Source organism: Rhodococcus mengyinensis (genome assembly GCF_048381435.1).
GTDB classification, from domain to species: Bacteria; Actinomycetota; Actinomycetes; order Mycobacteriales; family Mycobacteriaceae; genus Rhodococcus_F; species Rhodococcus_F opacus_D.
Genome location: NZ_JBLWIT010000042.1, coordinates 59,502 through 80,192 on the forward strand (window position 1 = coordinate 59,502; position 20,691 = coordinate 80,192).

18 protein-coding genes are annotated in these 20,691 nt (G+C 67.4%); 6 read left to right on the plus strand and 12 right to left on the minus strand.

Annotated features, from left to right (window positions below):
- Window positions 1-37: 37 nt before the first annotated feature.
- Complete coding sequence (locus ACNJ7E_RS07705) at window positions 38-1,987, minus strand: S9 family peptidase (protein WP_280780828.1); 1,950 nt, start codon at window positions 1,985-1,987, stop codon at window positions 38-40.
- A 24-nt stretch (window positions 1,988-2,011) separates the two neighbouring features.
- On the minus strand, window positions 2,012-3,412 hold the full coding sequence (locus ACNJ7E_RS07710) for a carotenoid oxygenase family protein (protein WP_418339516.1): 1,401 nt from the start codon (window positions 3,410-3,412) through the stop codon (window positions 2,012-2,014).
- Window positions 3,413-3,562: 150 nt separating this feature from the next.
- Between ACNJ7E_RS07710 and ACNJ7E_RS07715 the strand changes: the two genes are divergently transcribed.
- The 3 genes from ACNJ7E_RS07715 to ACNJ7E_RS07725 are packed head-to-tail and all read left to right on the plus strand — an operon-like array spanning window position 3,563 to window position 6,038.
- Complete coding sequence (locus ACNJ7E_RS07715; protein WP_005238257.1) at window positions 3,563-4,825, plus strand: pyridoxal phosphate-dependent aminotransferase; 1,263 nt, start codon at window positions 3,563-3,565, stop codon at window positions 4,823-4,825.
- A gap of 56 nt (window positions 4,826-4,881) precedes the next feature.
- Window positions 4,882-5,601: a helix-turn-helix domain-containing protein gene (locus ACNJ7E_RS07720; RefSeq protein ID WP_268791253.1), complete on the plus strand. Its 720-nt coding sequence runs from the start codon at window positions 4,882-4,884 to the stop codon at window positions 5,599-5,601.
- Window positions 5,598-6,038, plus strand: coding sequence for a hypothetical protein (locus ACNJ7E_RS07725; RefSeq protein WP_418339517.1), 441 nt, complete (start codon window positions 5,598-5,600; stop codon window positions 6,036-6,038). Before ACNJ7E_RS07720 ends, ACNJ7E_RS07725 begins: the two co-directional genes overlap by 4 nt.
- On the opposite strand, the gene ACNJ7E_RS07730 is transcribed toward ACNJ7E_RS07725, so the two are convergent.
- Both ACNJ7E_RS07730 and ACNJ7E_RS07735 read right to left on the minus strand, forming a co-directional pair.
- Window positions 6,029-7,210 carry an MAB_1171c family putative transporter gene (locus ACNJ7E_RS07730; RefSeq protein ID WP_418339518.1) on the minus strand — a complete coding sequence of 394 codons (1,182 nt, stop codon included), beginning with the start codon at window positions 7,208-7,210 and terminating at the stop codon, window positions 6,029-6,031. The two genes, ACNJ7E_RS07725 and ACNJ7E_RS07730, sit on opposite strands and share 10 nt — an antisense overlap.
- 4 nt (window positions 7,211-7,214) lie before the next feature.
- Window positions 7,215-7,676, minus strand: a complete 462-nt coding sequence (locus tag ACNJ7E_RS07735) for a hypothetical protein (protein ID WP_268791256.1) — start codon at window positions 7,674-7,676, stop codon at window positions 7,215-7,217.
- 560 nt (window positions 7,677-8,236) lie between these two features.
- Here ACNJ7E_RS07735 and ACNJ7E_RS07740 point away from each other — a divergent pair.
- Window positions 8,237-9,532, plus strand: coding sequence for a YibE/F family protein (locus ACNJ7E_RS07740; protein ID WP_268791257.1), 1,296 nt, complete (start codon window positions 8,237-8,239; stop codon window positions 9,530-9,532).
- 11 nt (window positions 9,533-9,543) lie between these two features.
- Here ACNJ7E_RS07740 and ACNJ7E_RS07745 read toward each other — a convergent pair whose 3' ends face one another.
- The 4 genes from ACNJ7E_RS07745 to ACNJ7E_RS07760 form a co-directional block, all read right to left on the minus strand.
- Entirely contained in the window at window positions 9,544-9,768 is a 225-nt protein-coding gene (locus ACNJ7E_RS07745) for a hypothetical protein (RefSeq protein WP_268791258.1), read from the minus strand.
- 59 nt (window positions 9,769-9,827) lie between these two features.
- A complete protein-coding gene (locus tag ACNJ7E_RS07750) occupies window positions 9,828-11,246 on the minus strand; it encodes a DUF7159 family protein (RefSeq protein ID WP_280780821.1) in 1,419 nt (472 codons plus the stop codon).
- Window positions 11,247-11,361: 115 nt separating this feature from the next.
- Window positions 11,362-12,327: an esterase/lipase family protein gene (locus ACNJ7E_RS07755; RefSeq protein ID WP_418339519.1), complete on the minus strand. Its 966-nt coding sequence runs from the start codon at window positions 12,325-12,327 to the stop codon at window positions 11,362-11,364.
- Between the two features lie 104 nt (window positions 12,328-12,431).
- Window positions 12,432-13,766, minus strand: a complete 1,335-nt coding sequence (locus ACNJ7E_RS07760; RefSeq protein ID WP_418339520.1) for a UDP-glucose dehydrogenase family protein — start codon at window positions 13,764-13,766, stop codon at window positions 12,432-12,434.
- 105 nt (window positions 13,767-13,871) lie between these two features.
- Between ACNJ7E_RS07760 and ACNJ7E_RS07765 the strand changes: the two genes are divergently transcribed.
- Window positions 13,872-14,390, plus strand: coding sequence for an arsenate reductase/protein-tyrosine-phosphatase family protein (locus ACNJ7E_RS07765; protein ID WP_418339521.1), 519 nt, complete (start codon window positions 13,872-13,874; stop codon window positions 14,388-14,390).
- Window positions 14,391-14,399: 9 nt separating this feature from the next.
- On the opposite strand, the gene ACNJ7E_RS07770 is transcribed toward ACNJ7E_RS07765, so the two are convergent.
- From ACNJ7E_RS07770 to ACNJ7E_RS07780, 3 genes are all read right to left on the minus strand, one after another.
- On the minus strand, window positions 14,400-14,642 hold the full coding sequence (locus ACNJ7E_RS07770) for a hypothetical protein (RefSeq protein WP_418339522.1): 243 nt from the start codon (window positions 14,640-14,642) through the stop codon (window positions 14,400-14,402).
- 16 nt (window positions 14,643-14,658) lie between these two features.
- On the minus strand, window positions 14,659-15,936 hold the full coding sequence (locus tag ACNJ7E_RS07775; RefSeq protein ID WP_418339523.1) for a S8 family serine peptidase: 1,278 nt from the start codon (window positions 15,934-15,936) through the stop codon (window positions 14,659-14,661).
- A gap of 187 nt (window positions 15,937-16,123) precedes the next feature.
- Complete coding sequence (locus ACNJ7E_RS07780) at window positions 16,124-16,555, minus strand: hypothetical protein (protein ID WP_418339524.1); 432 nt, start codon at window positions 16,553-16,555, stop codon at window positions 16,124-16,126.
- A gap of 288 nt (window positions 16,556-16,843) precedes the next feature.
- Here ACNJ7E_RS07780 and ACNJ7E_RS07785 point away from each other — a divergent pair, with 288 nt between their 5' ends.
- Window positions 16,844-19,462: a helix-turn-helix transcriptional regulator gene (locus ACNJ7E_RS07785; protein WP_418339525.1), complete on the plus strand. Its 2,619-nt coding sequence runs from the start codon at window positions 16,844-16,846 to the stop codon at window positions 19,460-19,462.
- A 90-nt stretch (window positions 19,463-19,552) separates the two neighbouring features.
- Here the strand turns inward: ACNJ7E_RS07785 and ACNJ7E_RS07790 are convergent.
- Window positions 19,553-20,691: HNH endonuclease signature motif containing protein (locus tag ACNJ7E_RS07790; RefSeq protein ID WP_418339526.1), on the minus strand; the 1,139-nt coding region annotated here is incomplete at its 5' end.

Here is a 20,691-nt window from a genome sequence, read left to right on the forward strand (position 1 = left end):
TTTTGTGCATCACACCGTTTGGATTCCGGGTGGACGGTCAGCCGTTGGGCGGCCGCCAGAGTTCGAGTCGCGGAATGTCCGGTGGCTCGAATCCCAGTACCTGGCCGTAGAAGGACAGTTCGGCGTTACGCGAGCTGATCAGGGTGGCCAGCTTCCGGAATCCGTGCGACTCCCCCTCGTACTCGAGGTAGGCGTGCGGGATGCCCTTCTCCACGAGCGCATCCCGGAACCGTTCCGCCTGCGACGGCGGCACGATCGGATCGTCGAGTCCCTGCAGGAGAAGAACCGGGCAGTTCAGTCCGGCAACGTTGTTCAGTGGTGCACGTTCGGCGTAGAGGTCGGCCGCCTCGGGCAGCGGGCCGATCAGCCCGTCGATGTACCGGGACTCGAAATCGTGTGTCTCCTTCACGAACCCGTCGAGTTCGGCCACCCCGAAGTAGGACGCACCGCACGCGAACACGTCCGAGGTGGTCAGCGCCGCGAGCACGGTCCACCCGCCGGCGGATCCGCCCTCGATCGCGAGCCGGCCGGGGTCCGCCATGCCCGCCTCGGCGAGGCCGGTCACCGCCGTGACCACGTCCTCCACGTCGACGACCCCCCACTGTCCCCGCAACCGGTTGCGGTACTCGCGACCGTATCCCGTGGAACCGCCGTAGTTCACGTCGACGACGCCGATACCGCGGCTGGTGAAGAACGCGAAGACCGGATTCAGCGAAGGCGCGACCCGCGACGTCGGTCCGCCGTGCACGAACGCCACATACGGCGGCAACTCCCCGTCCTCGCCCCGGTACCGCGGGTGACGCGGCGGGTAGGCGATCACGTGGACTTCGCGTTCGGCGCCCTGGAACGTCAGCTGCCGGGCCTCGGGGAGATATGCCGCCTCGGGAAGTTCGGTGACCGACAGCCGGACGGTGCGGAGTGCACCGGTGTCGAGGTCGAGTTCGCGCAGGCCCGACGGGGTCTGGGCGCCGCCGGTGAGCAGCAGGATCCGGTTGCCGTTGCGGTCCCCGAGGCCGACGCTGGTGACCCCGTCCAGCGGGATGTCCATGAGCGAACCGGTCGCGGGATCGAGGACGGCGAGGGTGTCGGTGCCGAATGTCCGCACGGTCAGGAGTGTGCCGTCGTCGCGGCGGGTGTGCCAGCGGCCGCCGAGCATCCACAGCGCGCCGCCGAAGTCGGCGTCCATCGGGCACAACGCGACCGGGTCGGGATCGTCGATGCCGACGCGGTAGAGATTCCACCAGCCGCTGCGGTCGCTGATCGTGTACAGGTCGGTGGGCCCGACCCATTCCGGTTGCAGCACCGATTCCTCGGGACCGCCGAGAAGTGTCCGCACCTTCCCGGTCACGCGGCCGCCCTCGACCGCCACGACCCTGAGCTCGGTGCCGTCCCACGGCATCTGCGGGTGGTCCCACGCGATCCAGGCGAGGTGCCTGCGGTCCGGGGACAGCCGCGGATTGGCCAGGAAGTCGGAGCCGGCGACGACGGACCGCACCCGGTGTGGATCGTTCGCCGCCGACCCGTCCAGGGGAATCACGCAGATGTCGCGGGAGACGCGGCCGTCCGTGTCGTGCCTCTCGCGGACGGCCCACACCTCGCCGTCGACCACCGACAGGTCGCCGTACCGCAGCGAGCAGGGCTGCGGCGGCTCCGGTGTCAGCGGCACCGGTGTCCCGCCTTCGAGCAGGTACAGACGCTGATCGCTGAACTCGGCGAACACCAGGCGGCCGGCGTCGGTGACGGTCCAGGCGCCGCCGCCGTACTCGTGAACGCGGGTGCGGGCGTTCCACGGCGCGGGCAGAACGTCTTCCGGTTCGTCGTCCAGACCGAGGCGCCGCACCGCGACCCGGCCACCTTCGCTGGGTCGCAGTTCCGACCACCACACGTCGTCGCCCACGTACCGGCCGCCCTCGACGGGGTGGCCGCTGGAGGCGAGATCCGCCGCCGCGATCGGAGAGGGCCAGGAACCGTAAGGCGCAGAGGTCATCCGCCGAGGATATTCCGCCGTCCGCTACTCCGCAGGCAGCCACGCGCCGTGAAGGCCCGCCGGAACCCGGATCGGCAGCCGCACCTTCCCGATCGGCCCCGCCCCGGGGTCGTCGGCGGGCAGCACGAAGAACCAGGACGACATGTCGCGTCGGTCGGTCCCGATCATTCCCCAGTACTCGTGCTCGGCGCCGGGCATGAAGATCGGCTCACCCACCGACACGCTCCCCGGATCCCAGTGCGCCTCGGTGCCGCGGGCCGTGTCGAAGAACCACAGCGAATCCTGCCGTCCCTGGCTGCGGTCGAGTTTGCCGACGGTCGCCACCGTGCGGTGCCCTCGGGTGAGCTCGCGGTCGTCCACCCGCGGGAACTCGACGTCGCGGTCGCACACCACCTCTCGCGTCACCCGTCCGCTGTCGGGGTCGACGACGGCGCGGACCAACGAGCCGAGCGACGGCGACGGGGCCTTCGCGAACCCACCGGGATACGTCCACTCCACGTAGTCGACGCTCACCCTGCCGTCCGGCAGATCGAAGGCGTTCGCGAAATGCCACACCCAGTAGGCGTCGTGCGTCGTCCACCGGACCGGCCCGCCGTCGCGGGGCACCAGCGCGATCCTCGTGCCGTCCTCGGGCCGCCAGTCCAGCACGGACCCGCCGGTCAGCACGGCGGCGATGTCGAAGACCAGCGGGCACAGCATCAGAACGATGTAGCGCTCGGTGAGTGCCATGTCATGGATCATCAGCGGGGTGTCCGCGCCCTCGACCGTCGTCGGTGTCCGCGCGACCGAGCCGTCGGGGTTGACCACCGACCACGTCAGGTACGGGGCCTCCAGCATGTAGTTGAACAGCACCATCTGTCCGGTGACCGGGTCGATCTTGGGGTGCGCGGTGCTCCCCACACCCATGGCGCCGTCACAGTTCTCCCGCCCCAGCGTGCTCAGGTCGGCGGGGTCGAGGCGGAACGGCAGCGTGGTCTCGGCCATCGCGAGCAGCCGTCCGCCGTGCCGGACGATGTTGATGTCGGGCAACTCGCGTGACGTGCCCGCCAGTTCGGGCCCCACCTCGTCCTCGGTCGGCGTGTAGGCGTCGGTGACGCCGGGCCAGATGACGTGCCCGGCCTTCTCCTCCGCCTGCACCATCGGGGTTCGGACGAAGCGGTTGGTGTACCGGGCGGCACCGTCGGCGACTTCGATTCGGTGGACCATGCCGTCGCCGTCGAGCGGGTAGACGTACGTGCCGATCGGGTCGAACCGCGGGTTGGGACCGTTGCGCAGATAGGCGCCGTGAAGATCGGCGGGTAGTTCGCCGATCACCTCGAGATCCCGGACGTCCACCTCCTCCCGTTGCGGCGCGAACACCCCGACGAGATGGCTGTGGTGCGCGATGTCGACGGGTCCGGGGCGACGGGATACCGGTGCTGACATGTGCGTCATTCCCTCCGGGCGCGGTGAATGCGAGACGGATCCGACCCCCTATCGAGGGTACGACGGGCACCTGCGCGGGCGGGGTGTTTCGACGACGCGACGGCGGTCTGATACCCACCAGTAGAAATCGGGTTGCCCGGGAGTGGGAGAATGACGCTCGTGAGCAACCCAGACCACGGCCATCACCGCATGCCGCACCGCAAGCTGGAGCAGTCCACCAAGCTTCAGAACGTGCTCTACGAGATTCGTGGACCGGTACATGCCCACGCCGCCCGGCTGGAGGCGGAAGGCCACCGGATCCTCAAGCTCAACATCGGCAACCCCGCACCGTTCGGTTTCGACGCGCCGGACGTGATCATGCGCGACATGATCGCCGCGCTCCCGTACGCGCAGGGGTATTCCGAGTCCAAGGGCATCCTGTCGGCACGGCGCGCGATCGTCACCCGCTACGAGCTGGTCGCCGGATTCCCCGAACTCGACGTCGACGACATCTACCTGGGTAACGGTGTGTCCGAGCTCATCACGATGACGATGCAGGCGCTCCTCGACAACGGCGACGAGGTGCTGATCCCGGCACCGGACTACCCGCTGTGGACGGCCATGACGAGCCTGGCCGGCGGCACCCCGGTGCACTACCTGTGCGACGAGGGCAACGACTGGAACCCCGACATCGCGGACATCGAGTCGAAGATCACCGACAAGACCAAGGCGTTGCTGGTCATCAACCCGAACAATCCGACGGGTGCGGTGTACTCGATGGAGGTGCTGCAGCAGCTCGTCGACCTGGCGCGCAAGCATCAGCTGCTGCTTCTCGCGGACGAAATCTACGACAAGATCCTCTACGACGACGCCAAGCACATCTCACTCGCCACGCTGGCCCCGGACCTGCTGTGCCTGACGTTCAACGGCTTGTCGAAGGCGTACCGCGTCGCCGGCTACCGGTCCGGTTGGGTGGCCATCACGGGCCCGAAGGAACACGCCGCGGGTTTCCTCGAGGGACTCGACCTGCTCGCGTCGACGCGTCTGTGCCCGAACGTGCCCGGTCAGCACGCCATCCAGGTGGCGCTCGGTGGGCACCAGAGCATCGAAGACCTGATTCTGCCGGGTGGGCGACTGCTCGAGCAGCGCGATGTGGCCTGGGAACGCCTCAACATGATTCCCGGTGTCTCCTGCGTGAAGCCGAAGGGCGCGCTGTACGCATTCCCGCGCCTCGACCCGAACGTGTACGAGATCTACGACGACGAGAAACTGGTCCAGGACCTTCTACTGCAGGAGAAGATCCTGATGGTGCAGGGCACCGGCTTCAACTGGCCGGACCACGACCATCTCCGCATCGTGACGTTGCCGTGGGCGCGTGATCTCGCTGTCGCCATCGAGCGGTTCGGAAATTTCCTCACCAGCTACAAGCAGTAGGATCGAGACACAGCAAGCGACACGCGCGTCGCTTGCGTGTCTCCTGGGGGAAAAGCATGGTCACCAGCACCCGCGCGCGTTTCGGACAATTCGTCCACCGGCGACGGCGTTTGCTGAACCTCACACAGGACGAGGTCACGGCCGCGGGTGGCCCGTCCGACGCAGCTCAGACGCGTGCCGAGAACGGGACCGGCCCGGATCCGAGCATCGAGACCCTCCGCAAACTGGACGTCGCGCTCCGCTGGGCTCCGGGCAGCGCGGCTCGCACCCTCGACGGCGGTCATCCGACCCCGCTCGAGGCGCTCGACGGGGAGGACCGGTCGCCGACCGCGCGCCCGCTGACGCTCGGGCCGTCGGAGATTCCGCTGGATCTGGACACGATCATCGAGATCCTGGGGCCGCATACCCAGATCACCAAGCTGAGCGCGGCGCATCCCGACGTTCCGGGGCTGGCCGAGGCAGCGGGGGAACTGAGCCGGGTTGTCTCGAAGATCACCGGCGCGTACGTGACGCGGTTGCTGGAAGTCAACGGAGGACCCGCCGGGCCGCGCCAGCCGCTGGTCGAATTCGCATTCGGCCACCTGCTGGAGGAACCGTCCACGGTCACCGACCCGCGTGAACTGGAGGAAGCACGGTATCGCCGCTTCCTCTACGGCCGGGGAGACGGCCTCGACGCCGCCACCCGGGAACGCTTCTGGCGGCGATGGGAGGACGCGGTGAAACTCGTGGCCACCGAGGATCCCGAACGCAGCGGAGACGCGGAGGTGAACGCATGAACGGCGTGCCACTGTCGGTGCGGGTCAACCGCCTCTTCTCGCTGGCTCACGATCTCGACGGTCCCGAACCGGGCGAAGACACCGTCGCCGCGGGTGTGTCGCGGATACTCGGCCGGCCCGTCGAGCCGTCCGAGATCGAGTCCCTGCGCAGGAACGATCACCACGCGCCCGAGCCCGACGTCCTGCGGGCGGTCGCGCAGCACTTCCACGCCCCCGAGCAGTACCTCGCCGCCGACGGCTACCACGACTACGACACGCTGGTCCGTTTCAAGATCGCGGTCCGCGAGGCCGGTGTCCGGCACCTGTCGATGCGATCGCTCGATGCGTCCGCGGAGCCGACCACCGCGGAGATGGAATCGCTGATTCCCCTTCTGGAGAATCTGCGGCGGAGTCGCGGACCGCTGCCGGTCGCGACGCCGGACCGCCGTCAGACCTGAGCGGGGACGCGCGCCGACGGGTCGGCGGGGCCGCCGAACTGAGGGAGGCGACGCGCCCACAGTTCGGCCGCCACGTGCTCGGCGTCCCGCCAGTGATCGGCCAGCCGGGCCAACTCCCACGGTTCGCCGCCGACGTCGGTCGTGAACAGGTGGGCCGTCCCGCCCGTGCCGTGCGCCCGGTGACCGGCCCTGCGGGCCAGGCACGCGAGGTGCAGCCGCGTCGCCGTGACCACGGGTGGTGCGGCGCCGGTATGCCCGCCGAGTTCGAACACCACGTGCCGGTCGAGGATCATGATCGCGTCGCGAATCTCGACGCTCATGCGGTCCAGGCGGCTACGGGCCGACAGTGCCCGGCGATCCGCCGGTCGCAGTTCCAGGACCACTTCGGGCACAGCGGCGGTCAGGGTCCGCCACATCGGTTGCAGACGCCGGGCCACCTGCCGCGACCGCCGCCGGTGACCGAGCACCCGCGCCACCGGTCCGACCGAGATGAGCGCGCCCGCCGACACGACGAGCAGGCGGATGAACGCCCCCGAGTCGCTGTGCGATTCGGTCAGGGCGTTGTCTTCGCTGACCGCGTTGACCACGCCGGTCGTCACGACGACCCCCATGTCGAACACCTCGAACAACGACAGGGCGATGACCGCGAGAAACACCCGGCGCTCGCGTCCGGGTGTCGCGGTGCGCACGGCCTTCAGCGAGATCCAGAGGTTGAGCAGGGCGACGGACAGGATCGGAACCGCGTAGGTGATGCAGTACGCCGTGAAGGGCCAGCCACCCTCGTCGGCGATGGCGACGCCGCGCGATCGCGCCGGTGTGCTCAGGCCGATGAGGATCGCTCCCGCGACGGCACACATCGACAGCGAGACGACGTGGATGCGGGGAAGGCGCGCCGGGCCGAGCGCCCACGCGGAGAACAGGCTGATCAGCGACGCCGCGGTGAGGATGATGCAGACGTTGCTGAGGGTGTTCGCGAACCCGTACCCGTACCAGCGGTCGAGCCAGGTCTGTGCCAGTGATCGCTGCAGGACCAGGGAGAGGGACGCGAAGACGAGGGCGGCGTTCATCCGGCGTTCGGCGACCGTCGACCGGACGAGAACCAGGCGCAGGAGAGTCGTTCCCCAGACGACGGCGAGGAGCGGCCAGCTCACATAGGTGGGCGGTTCGTACACGGCGTCAGAACGTTCCGAGCATCCGCGACACCCGTGCGTCACCGACGGTGTCGTCGCTCGTCCCCGCTCGACGACCCGCCATGATCAGGGTGGCGAGAAGCTCCGCCTCGTATTCCTGGTCGTTCGAATAGTTGGACCGGCCGAGCATGTGGACCACGCGCGCGGTGTCGACGGTCGGCGCTGCCGCCGACAACACCGTCGAGTCGACGGAGGTGTCCCCGATCGTGTCGCGGTCGTGGCCGAGCTCCATGTGCGCCAGTTCGTGGCAGATGATGTGGGTGGCGTGCACGTCCGATGTCCCCGCTGCGTACAGGATCAGGTCGTCCTCGGCCCGTGCGAGCCAGAGGCCGGAATGACCGCCCTGGACCAGGGCGTGCGAGACGGGGACCAGGTGAATCGGGCGCCCACGACGGGCCGCGACGCCGGCGACGAGCTGATCCCTGTTCCAGGGCACGGGAATACCCATCTCCGCCACGATCCGGCGAAGATGGTTGCTGGATCGCGACTGCCGCGAGATTCGCACTGGAACACCTCCGAACGGCCATAATCCTAGGCCGTCGGGGTACGAGGTCACGACATGTGGGCGATTTCACCTGCCCGGTTGACGAATACCCCTACCGTGTCGGTACATTGGCAACCGGCACCTCGAGTGCCTCGAGCACCTGTCGCCCCTCCCCCCCTGTGGGCGCCAGGTTGGTGGCGGGGTCACCCCCCCCTGTACCCCGCCACCCAGCTCGGCAAATCTCTCCACGCAGCGGCTCTGCGTCCGCGGAACACACCCCTCGTTCGGAGTTCCGGACCACCCTGCGTGGAGTTCGGCGTTCGCTGCAGATTAGCTGCTGCGTGCCATGCTTCGATATCTAATCACACCGGCGACATATAAGCGACACGAGAGCAATACGAGCCGGACAGCGTGGCAACACTGGTCATCGCACGCCACTTCCGTCACAGCGTCTCCGGTCACCGTCCGACTACCCTGTCGTGCGTGCCGAGACAATCCCCCCAGCAGCCGACGCGATGCGGCCGATGAGCGAATTCCACGGACACGGACATGGCCACGGCCACAGCGACGGACCGGCCCCGATGGGGCCCGTGGCCGCCAAGGTGGTCGTCGGACTCCTCGTCGCCATCGGCGTCGCGGTGCTCATCGGCGTTATCGCGTTGTGGCCCGGCAAGCCAGGCGTCGACGTCGAACAGCCCTTCCAGAGCGCCCAGGGCGGTGCGGTCGTCACGGAGTCGGGCACGGTCACGATGCAGAACATCGGCGACTGCGGAAGTCCGTCGGCCGGACGCGTCTTCACCGGCACCCCGTTGCCGCCGCCCGCGGGCGCGTACGAGTGCCAGCGCAGCATCGTCGACATCGAGTCCGGTCCCAATACCGGCACCCAGACGCTCCTCGAAATCATTCCCGGCCCCGGGCAGCCCGACCTCCGGGTGGGCGAGAACATCCGGCTGTCCCGTCAGACGGACGTGAACGGCACCACGGAGTATTCGTTCGAGGACTATGCCCGCGGCCTGCCCGTCACCCTCATTGCCCTCGCGTTCGCCGTCGTCGTGATCGCGGTCGCGCGGTGGCGCGGATTCCGGGCACTCGTCGGCATTGTCGTCTCGTTCGGCGTGCTCGTCCTGTTCACGCTCCCGGCCCTGCTGGACGGACAACCCGCGATCCCGGTGGCCCTCGTCTCCGGCGCCGTGATCCTGTATGCCGTGCTGTATCTCGCGCACGGTGTCTCCCTGCGAACGAGTTCCGCGTTGCTGGGCACTCTCGCGTCGATGCTGGTGGCGGCGATCCTCTCCTACGCCACCATCGAGATGACTCGTCTCACTGGGCTTTCCGAGGAGCAGAACACCAACGTCCAGACGTACATACAGCACGTCAGCATCACGGGACTCCTGCTCGCCGGCTTCATCATCGGCTCGCTGGGTGTGCTCAACGACGTCACCATCACGCAGGCGGCGTCCGCGTTCGAACTGGCGTCGCTGGACCGCGACGCGTCCCGGCGGCAGATCTTCGGTTCAGCGATGCGCGTCGGTCGCGATCACATCGCCAGCACCGTCTACACCCTCGTCCTCGCGTATGCCGGCGGGGCGTTGCCGTTGCTGTTGCTGTTCAGTGTGGCGGGGCGGTCGATCCAGGACGTGCTGCTCAGTGATGCCGTGGCCATCGAGATCGTGCGTTCGGCGGTCGGTGGCATCGCCCTGGCACTGTCGGTTCCGCTGACCACCGCGATCGCGGTGATGTTGGCACGTCCGATCGGCGCGGGTCCCTCCGGCGGGGTGCCCGCGATCAAGCCGTCACGCGGTGGCCGCCATTCCAAGTAGCGCGGCGTCCGCTAGCTGAAGACGCCGAACTCCCGGAGGACGATGAAGATGATGGCGATGATCATCAGCGCGTAGACGGTCAGCATCGTCACTTTGGCCGCGTGCTCGCTGGTGGGCGGGAACATCTTCAGGATCGGCTTGGAGTAGGCGACGAGCCGGCGCGTGTCTGCCGGCGCGGCCGCCGAGGGCCTGGGAACGTTGGGAGTGCTGTGGAACTCCGCCGGATTTGCAGTCACTGCACACATCCTCTCTACGCCGGAACCGTTCCCATCGTAGGCCCGGAGAACGGCGGCGACTACGTTCCGGGGAACCTGGGAAGTTCGGGTAGTTGGAGCGGCGGCAACTGGATCTGCGGCAGACCGGGGAACAACGGCGCGGGCGGTGGGGGCGGCGGTGCGGGCGCCGGCTCGGGAATCCGGATCTGCGACGCCGTCTGGATCGGCGCTTCGACGGCCTCGGACGTCGGAGGCGTCGGGGGCGTCGTCGGCGACGGCGTGGCCACCTGGGTCATGACCGGCGACTCGGTGGTGAGTTGCGTGGTCACCGGCTGAGACGAGCCCTCGGTGCGGGCCAGCAGGTTCTTGCCGTACCCGAGCCCGAGACCGATCACCGCGACCACGGCGAGTGCGCTGCCCGCCAGTGCGGCCCCCCGGATCTGGGGCTTGGCCACCTGCTGACTCGGCGGCGGTGCGGCGGCGCTCAGCCAGGACGGAGTACTCGACGGCGCACCGGTGCGTGCGACGGTCGCGCTCGGAGCCTGGTAGGTGGATACGACTGCGTCCGGTGCGGACTGCGGCGTGTATGGCGGCGGGAGGACCCTGGCGACCTCGGCGGGTGGCTGCACCACCTGCTGGGCGAGCAGCGCAGCACCCTGTGCCGCAACGAGTTCGGGGTGATCGGGAACCACGACCGGCAACCCGAGCCACGACTGCAGCACCGACCGGACGAGGGGAATGCGGGCACCGCCGCCGATGAGCACCACGGCGTCGGCGGTTCGTCCCGACCTCGTGACGACGTCGCGGGCGAGGCGTGCCGAGGATTCGACGGTGACACCGATCAGCGCGTCGAAGACGTCGCGAGACAGCAACAGCAGCCCGCCGTCACCGGGCACCGCGACGGCGCCGCCGGTGGACAGCCGCTCCTTCGCCTCACGACAGCGGAGGTCGAGCGCGAGGCCGGCGGCCGCGCCGCCGGGCTCCTCGATCCGCTTGTTCTCCAACTGGTTGTCGCGGATCAGCCGGTCGAAGACGTCTCCGCTCACCGTGTCGGTGCGGACCGTCTCCACCACCTCCCCCGTCGCCCGGTCGACGACGCTCACGGTGAGCCCGGAGCTGCCCAGGTCGTAGAACACGAGCGTCGCATGGTCGCCGAGGGCGCCCGAGACGTCGAGGAACTTCAGTGCCGCCGACGCTTCGGTGACGAGTTGGTAGTTGACGAGTTGCTGCCGGGCCATCGCCGCCTGAACGGCGCCTGCCTGGGCTTCGTCGCGGTAGGCGACCCCGGTGGCGTGGACCTGCCCGGCGTCGGGTGCCCCGGCGAGGACGACGCCGATCGATTCGGCGGCGAGTTCCTCCGGAAGGTCCCGCCCCGCGGCGACGACCTGGGCCCGGAAATCGGGGACGAGCCGGCTCCCGGCGTCGTCACGGTTCACGGAGTCGGGTCGTGCCAAGCGCACCGCGCTCGCACCGACCGACACACCTAGAACCGAACTCATGGGCCGCCTAACTCGACTGTGCACGGGTTCGATCCGGAATCCCCCCACTCCATGGCCCGCAGTCTAGCGAAGCGGTCCGACGGAGCAACCGAGCAACCGTTCGGCGAGAGGCAACTCAGAAGTTGCTCGCGATGATCACTCCCGCGATGCCCGTGCCCAGCGGCACGAACGTGCACGGCGGCACGATCGCGTGTGCAGGATCGAGCGTGTTGAGAACCAATTGCTGCGAGAACGCGTCGTAGGGCAGGTTGAAATGTCCGGTCTGATCGAGCGGGCACAGGTCCTGGACGAGGATGTTGGTTGCACCGGGATCGTGCAGCGCGACGTTGGTGTACGGCTGGATCACCTCGTCGTACCGCGTCCCGATCGTGGTGTATTCGACGCCGGGGACGGTGTCGCCGCCGGCGTTGAGGGCGGTGAGGAACGGCGATCCCTGCACCTGCTCGGCGAGGGCCTCCGAACCGATCCCCACTATCAACTCGTTGCCACCGGGCAGCGTCTGCAGAGCCGTCGCGATCCCGAAGAACGTTCCACCGTAGGACGGTGACGCGAGACCGACCCAGCGGTTCACCTTCGAGGACCCGCCGAGCCTGTTGATGTAGTACCGGGCCACCGTCGCGCCCTGCGAGTGCCCGACCAGGTCGACCTTTTCCGCACCGGTTACGGCCAGGACATCGTCGACGAACACCTCGAGTTCGGCCGCTCCCTCGGTCATCGTCTGCATCCCGAAGTGTTCGGTGCCCGGTTTCCGTCCGTAGTTCAGGGCGAACACGCAGTAGCCGGCGGACTTCAGTTTCGGGCTCAACCCGGCCCAGTTGGAATAGGCACTGCCGTCGCTGCCGTGTACGAGGATCACGGGGTGGGGGTGCGCGGGACCGGGGCGGCACGAGAAATCGTTGGTCCCGGGCGGCGCCGAATGCGGATGGTGTTTCGCGAACGAGATGGCCGCGCCGGCGTCGGATTGCGCCGGCCCCGGCAGGGTCGGTACTTCCGCCGCCTGAGCCGGGGCGACCCCGAGTGCACAGATACTGACAACGGCAGCGAGGAATGCGAGTCGGGATCCGTGACGTGCCTTCGACATCGCCAGCCCTCCGTTGCGATTGAGGCTGACGCTACCGCCCGCGATGTTGCCGGGAGCGGAGATCGTCAACCCGTTATCGCAGGTAGCCGCAAGGTCACAAACCGTTATCCGAGGGCGCTACCCCTCCCGAGACCTCGATAGACCCACCCTGCGGTGCGCCAGTCCGCGGCGTCGAGACAGTTGCGGCCGTCGACCATCACCCGGGCCCGGACCACGTCGTTCAGATCCTCCGGTTTCAGGGCCGCGAACTCCGCCCACTCGGTGAGCAGCAGCACCGCGTCGGCGTTGTCACATGCCTCGACCGCCGACGTCGCATAGTTCAGCGTCGGGAACAGTCTGCGTGAGTTGTCCAGGGCTTTCGGGTCGTAGACGCTGACCACCGCCCCGTGCAACTGCATCATTCCCGCGACGTTGAGTGCCGGCGAGTCGCGGACGTCGTCGGATTCGGGTTTGAAGGCCGCGCCGAGCACGGCGACGTTGGCGCCGAGCAGCGAACCTCCGCACACCTGCGCCGCCAACTCCACCATCCGGGTGCGGCGCCGCATGTTGATGCTGTCGACCTCCCGGAGAAAGTGCAGGGCCTGGTTCGCCCCCAGCTCACCCGCCCGCGCCATGAACGCGCGGATGTCCTTGGGCAGGCAGCCGCCGCCGAAGCCGAGACCGGCGTTGAGGAATCGCCGGCCGATCCGCGCGTCGTATCCCAGGGCGTCGGCAAGCTGGGTGACATCGGCGCCGGTGGCCTCGCACACCTCGGAGATGGCGTTGATAAACGAGATCTTGGTGGCGAGGAACGCGTTGGCCGAGACCTTCACCAGTTCCGCGGTGGCGAGGTCGGTGACCAGGAACGGAATGTCCTCACCGAGCAGGCGGGCATACAGTTCGCGCAACTCGGCCTCCGCGCGTCCGGGGCGTTGCCGGTCCACACCCAGCACCATCCGGTCGGGGTGCAGGGTGTCCTCGACGGCGAAGCCCTCCCGCAGGAATTCCGGATTCCACGCCACCTCCACGGCGTCACCCGCCGGCGCGAGCGCCCGGGCCCGCGCACCCAGCTCCGCCGCCGTCCCGACGGGAACGGTCGACTTGCCGACGATGACGGCGGGACGATCGAGCAGCGGGGCGAGGGTGTCGATCACCGAGTGCACGTGCCGCAGGTCCGCGGCATACTCCCCCTTCTTCTGCGGGGTACCGACACCGAGAAAGTGGAGGTCCGCGAACTCGGCGGCCTCGCTGTACGACGTGGTGAAGTGCAGTCGGCCGGCGTCGATGTTCCGGCGCAGAACCTCCCCCAGCCCGGGCTCGTAGAACGGGACCTCCCCGGACGAGAGTTTCGCCACTTTCCCGGGATCGATGTCGACGCCCAGGACCTCATGGCCCAGTTCCGCCATACAGGCGGCGTGGGTGGCTCCCAGGTATCCGGTTCCAAACACGGTGCAGCGCATGCACCCTTGATAACCAGCGCAGGTGAGCGCGATATTTACCCGACTGATGTTCGAAGCCAACAGTGCGTGTACGAACGGTGCGAGGCGAGACCCTATGCTTCGCCCATGCATGTTCTCTTCGTCTGCACCGGAAACGTCTGTCGCTCCCCAACGGCTGAGCGCCTCGCAGTGGCATACGCCGAGGAGCTCGGGATCACCGATCTGACTGCCGAAAGCGCAGGTACCGAGGCCGTGGTCGGTGAGGCGATGGAGCCCACCGCCGCGCAGGTCCTCGAAGGTCTCGGCGGCGACCCCGGTAGGTTCACTGCCCGACTTCTCACCGCCGATCTCGCGGTGGACGCCGATCTGGTTCTGACGATGACCGAGAGCCACCGTGACAAGGTTCTGGCCTTGGCTCCCGAGCAGTTGAAGAAGACGTTCACCCTGAAGGAGGCCGCCCGACTGGCCGAGGTGTCGGACGCCAAGACCGTCGCCGACCTGGCGTCGGCCCGTCCTCAGCACAAGTCGGACGGGACGCCGGAGGACATTTCCGATCCGATCGGCAAGGACGAGGAGACGTTCCTGAACGTCGGGTCCGAGATCGCCGAATTCCTGGGTGTGATCGCGCGGAGCATCCGCCTCTGAGGTCGTCGCCTACCCCGGTTCAGGGCCGCCGCGGCGGATATCGACATGCTGCTCCAGTTCGATGGCCAGGACGCCCGGGACTGCTTCGAGGGCTGCGAGTCGGCTCGCGGGGACGGAACCGGAAATGATTCCGATCGTGCGGTGCACCGCGTCGATCCGCATGCCCTCCTCGGCCAGCGCGACGCCGACCACGTCGATGTCCTCGACGTGGTCGGCGTCCACCGTGACACTGATTCCGACAATGCCCGGCACGATACGTCGAGCCCTTCTATCCGGATGCCTGGATCAGCCCGGCGCCGACATCGAGTGACGGCAACCTGAGCCGCCTGGAATGCTGGGTGAGCAGGGACCACAGATCGCGGCCGGTGCGCCCGGTCGTCTCGCACCACAGGGCAGCGATACCCGCGACGTGCGGGGTGGCCATACTTGTTCCGTTCTTCGAGCCGTACCGCACGGGCATCGGCACCGACGAGAACACCCGCACGCCAGGTCCTGCCACGTCGATCTGACCACCGGCGACGGGGTTGCTCGCAGCAGAGAAATTGGCCAGCCCGAGATCGGGGTCGACGGCAGCGACGGCCATGATCGACGGACTGTTGGCGGGTACGCCGACCAGTCCCGGGCGTCCGGCGGTCCTGTTCGCGTTGTTGCCGGCCGCGGCCACGATCAACGCTCCGGCCGCCAGCGCCCGCTGCCCCACCGTCTCGTAGGCGACCGACACCGTCGCGACCTCGGCACCGAGCGACATCGAGACGATCTGACAACCGTTGGCGATGGCCCACTCGATGCCTGCGAGGATCCCACCGTCCACGCCACGCCCCTGATCCGACAGAACCTTCCCGACGAAGATGTCGGCTCCGTGAGCCACTCCGTATCGGCGGGTGCCGGCCGCTGCCGCCGGACCGCAGGCCGTTCCGATGCAATGCGTGCCGTGTCCGTGCCCGTCCTGGGGTGCTGCGCCCGGAACGAACGACTGGGCCGTGATGGTGCGACCGTGGAAATCCGGGTGGATAAGGTCGAATCCGGTGTCGAGGACGGCGATCCTGACACCGCGCCCACTGCACGCCGACGTCGTGGTGCGCGTCGCCTGCAGTCCCCACGTGAACTCCGGCGTATCCAGGAAGTGCTCGGTGTCTTCTGCCGCGACTGCACCGTTCTCAGGCGGTGCGATGTCTACGACGGTGTCTTCACTGTCCAGCGCATAGTGGACCAACTCGGGTTCGACCGAGAGGACCGCGACGTCGGGCGAGGCGGCTGCCGTGCGGAGTGCGGCCAACTGGTCTGGGTCCGCGGTCACCACTGCAATTCCGAGTTCGTCGAATAGAACCGCGTCGGACACTCCCGCCAGTTCGAGATCCATTGCCGACGAATCGAACTCGCTACTTCTTGTTACGGTCGAGACGCCGGTGAGGGACCGTAAGAGTGCTGTGGGACCCGCTCGCCTCCCGTCGTCCGTGAACACCACGACCTGACGGCCCGTCGTCTCGGCCCGCGAATCGGCGACGGGCCCGTCGCCGTCACGGTCGGAATCTTGTGGAAATATCACTGTTTCGTCCTTTACTATGGATCGCGGCGCGCTCGTCGTCGCGTCAATGTGTCTAATTACCTTCAGTTTTCGATCGCCGGTGACGCTCGTGGGACTCCCTCACTCTCCGGTGTGGGCTCCCGAATTCCGCGAGTGGCGCGCTACCCGAATTTGTGTCGGGCCGGGCTGTCGGGGTGAGTAGTTAGGTTCATGCGACCGCAGAGATCACGTGGTACCAGTCGACGACGACGGACCTCACTCCGATCGATGCGATCATCGTCCGGATCGGACCGTCCAGGCTCAGCTGGCTGTCCACGTGCCGAGCATCGGAGCAACCGCAGATGCACTGTGCGGCCCGCAACCCGATCAGGATCTCCGGAGAGGATTCGGATCGGCTGCCCTCGATGAGGAGGGCCTCCTCGTCGACGCCGCGAACCGCGATGTCATGTCCGTCGGCCACGTCGCCGACGATCAGTGCAAGGTAGTCGATGTCGGTGTCCTCGTCGCGAGTGGCGATCAGTCGTGCCGTGCACGCTCCCACCGGCACGACTTCGTCCAACACCAGGACAGCGGACTCGGATTCATGGAGTTCGACTCGTCTCGCCGTCCAACTGAAGAAGGGTTCCGGCCGCGCGGTCATGACATGCTCCTGTAGTTCGACGCAATAACTTTCCGCAGTACCCATTCAGCGTGGCCGGGATGTCGGCTAATCTCGCGAGTAGCGTCCTACCCGATCGTGCGGACACGCCTTCGGTCGATCTCGAAACCGAACTCGTGCCCGTGTCGCACTATTCAATCCATCGACATCTCAGGAGTACTGCAGCCTAAAGCGGCTCCAAGGTTGTATTGCACTGCTTCGCTGGATAACTCGCGCCCAATACTCGTCACGGTGCTGTCCCCCGTGCCGCGAGAAACTTAGAATCAATGCATGGGTCCGACGTGGCCTCTGATTCAGCGGCAAGTCGAGTTCGACGCGATCACCGCGTCGCTCACGACTCGGTCCGGGGGATGCGGTGTCGTCCTCACGGGCGATCCCGGCGTCGGCAAGACCACCCTCGCGCGGTTCGCCACCGAGTCGTTGCCACGTGAGGTGAAATGGGTGGCGGGCACCGAATCGGCTCGGAGCATCCCGCTGGGTGTGTTCGCGCATCTGGTCGGCGCGTCCACCTCCCGGGATCCAGTCGCCTTTCTGTCGGCGGCGCGGCAGGCGCTCCTCGACGATGGCCACAGTCGTGATGTGGTGATCGGTGTCGACGACGCGCACCTCCTCGATCAGCTCTCGGCGACATTCCTTCATCAGCTTGCCCTCGACAGGGCCGTGCACATCGTCGCCACCGTCCGCAACGGCGAGACCGTACCCGACGCGATCACGTCGTTGTGGAAGGACGGTCACCTCCTGCGGCTCGAACTGGCGCCGTTCAGCCGAGAACAGAGCATCGAGTTGATCGAATCCGTGTTGGACTGCCCGCTCGAGGGGCTGAGCGCGGACATGATTTGGGAGGCGTCCGGCGGGAACGCGTTGTTCGTCCGGCATCTGGTGGAGGGCGCCCTCGAAGCGGGGACGCTGCGACGCTCCGGTGGCGTCTGGCAGTTGCGGGGGCGTGCCGCCATCACGTCCGAACTCGCTTCCCTGTTGGAGCACCGGATCGATCAGATCCCGCACGACGTGTTGCGGGCATTGCAGCTCCTCACTTTCTGCGAGCCGCTCGATCTGGACATCCTCGGGCAGCTGGCCGGTGACGACGCGGTGGAGGAGGCCGAGCGACGCGGCCTCGTCAGAATCGTCGAGGATGGACACCGCCTCGACGTCCGTTACACGCATCCGCTGTTCGGTGAGGTGATTCGACGACGGGTGGGGCGCGCAGCAGGGCGGCGACTACGCGGACGGCTCGTGGAGGCCCTGAGCAGCCGGGCCGTGGTCGGATCTTCGAATCGGATTCGCCTGGCAGAGCTGGCTCTCGACAGCGATCGGTCGGCCGAACCCGGTCTGTTGGTGAACGCCGCGGAGGATGCGATCGGTTTGGCGAATGTCCCTCTGGGGGAACGGCTCGCGCGCGCGGCGCTCGACCAGACCGGGACCTTCGAGGCCGCCGACCTCCTGGCCCGAGCACTGCTGTGGCAGGGCCACGCCACCGAGGCGGAATCGTTGCTGCTGTCTTTTTCACCCGACAGCCTGGACCAGGTGCAACTGGTGCGCTGGGGTACATCGCGGATCGCAAACCTGTTCTGGGCGAGCGGCGAGTCGGAGAAGGCCGACGAGGTCCTCGCGGTTCTCCGCGAGAAGGTCACGCATCCCAGTCTCGTTCCGATCATCGAGGGCATCGGCTCGGTGTGCGCGGTGTTCGAGAATCGGCCCGAGGAAGCAGCAGCGGCGGCGAAGGCGATTCTGGCCGCCGACCGAGTACTGCCCTGGGCGATCGAGTGGGCGTACTTCGGTGGCGGGTTGTCCCTGGCACTCATGGGACGCGGCGGCCAAGTGCCGGAACTGGCGGCACGCAGCGCTGCGGTGGCCGATCAGATCGACGGGTTGCTGAGGTTCCCGGCCGCGCACGGCGAGATCCTCGCGTTGACCCTCACCGGACAGTTCGCCGCGGCGCAGCGCCGGGCCGAGGAATACCTCTCGTTGGCGTCCAGCGGCCGCTACGTTGCGTGGGGACTCGCGAACATCCTGGTGGGAACCGTGGAACTTGCCCGCGGTCGGTTCACCGACGCCGCGGGTCGACTCGAACAGGCGATCGCCGCCCTCAACGTCGGCGATACCGCCGATGCGATCTCGTGGAGTTTCCCCGCCTACATCGTCCTCGGTCAGGCGTACTCGGAACTCGGTCGCATTCACGAGGCTGACGGGATCATCACCGCGGCGCAGGCTCGGAACGGCCGGCACGTTGCCGTGTTCGGGCCCCAACTGATGATGTCGCAGGCGTGGCTCGCCGCAGCACGAGGAGAAACCTCGCGGGCCGTCGACCTATCTCGGTCGGCGGCAGAGTGCGCTTGTAAATCAGGGCAATTCGGCATCGAGGCGGTCGCGCTTCACCTTGCCACCCGGTTCGGCGACACCACTACCGCCACTCGTCTCGCAGAGTTGGCCGACATCTGCGACGGCGAATATGTCGACATCGTTGCGCGGCATGCGGCGGCAGTCGCGGCAGTAAACGGATGCGGTGTGGCTTCGGCAGCAGCCGAGTTCGAGAGGATCGGTGCCTTGCCGGATGCCGCTGACGCTTACGCTCGGGCGGCGATCGCGTTCACGAATGCCGGCGATAAGCGGCGTTCGATCGAGTGCGCTGCCGCGGCCGAAGCCCTGTCGGCACGATGCGATCACATGTCGTCACCCGCGCTGGTGGAGGCGGCCCATCCACTCCCCCTCACGAGTCGTGAACGGGAAGTGGGGTCGATGGTTGCGGCCGGATTGTCGAACCGCCAGATCGCCGATCGGTTGTTCGTGTCTGTGCGGACAGTGGAGGGTCATATCTACCGTGCGTGCATCAAGCTCGACGTCGCCGATCGCAACGGTCTTGCGCAGGCGATGGGCACGACGGTTCGGTGACACCCGCCGGACTCCGGGCACGACGACATGCCGGCTCGGCAACAGGAATCATCCTGTTGCAGAGTCGGCGTGGTGCGCTGTGTCGCGTGGTCAGGATGCTCGGGGCCGGGCCCGGTTGTGCGCCGGCAGTGGCTTCCGTTCCCAGTCGACCTGCCGCGGTGGGATGAACGTGGGGTGCCGGTCGACGCCCATCTCTATCTCCCAGTCGCTGTGATGCAGCAAGCGGTGGTGGAATCCGCAGAGCAGCACCAGGTTGCCCATGTCGGACGGCCCGCCTGCGGACCAGTGAATGATGTGGTGACCTTCGCACCACGACGGCGGCGCACCACACCCGGGAAATGCGCATCCTCGATCCCTCGCCACCAACGCTTTTCGCTGCCTCTTCGTGACGGTCCGAGTGGAAATACCGAGATCGAGTGGCGCCCCGTTCTCGTCGAGCACGATCGGCGTATAAATCGAATCGCAGCTGAGGAGCCGGGCCGCCCTGAGACTCAGCGGCCCCATCCACTCCGTCCACGCCACTCCATCGACGGCGAAAAGCGAGTCGTCGGACGAAGCGGCATCCTGCTGTGCTCGTGCACTGCAGTCGGTGTGGTCGGCGAGATCATTGACGTTCACGTGGAGCGAGACGTGTGGTCGTTCGCCGCCTTCTTCGCCGGCGATCCCGGAGTCGAGGTAGCGGCGAAGGAGTTCAGTGAACCCGTCCGCCCGTCGCTGCCCGGGCGTGCGACTGTCTTTGGTGCCGTCCTGCGCGGGCCTCGGCTTGGACAGTCCCGACAGCGCCGAGAGCAGCATTTCGCCGGTAACGGCATCCAGGTCGCCTTTAACGGCGACGCGGCCGTTGAGCGTCTTGGAGGCGTGGAACTCGTTGAGTTCGGTGTCTTCACTGGGCGGCGGATCGTCGGATTCGAAGGCGCGTTCCAGTCTGGCGATCACGGCGCGCACCGCATCCGTGTTGGCGGTCGGACCGGTTGCGGCGAACAGCAAAGCATTTCGGCAGTCATCCAACGCTTCGAGCGGCATACCCTTGGGCGGCCGTTCGCAGAACTTCATGATCAGCGCAGCATGCTCCGCCGAAATGTTGGTGTCGAAGAACTCGTCGGCGATTTCCGGTTGGAGACGCAAACCTCGGCTCAACAGCACGATTCGCCCCGCAGCACCTACCTCGAGCAACGTCTTGGAGGCCAGCCACATCTTGGCGTTCGGAAATCCCAGCACGTCGACCTTGC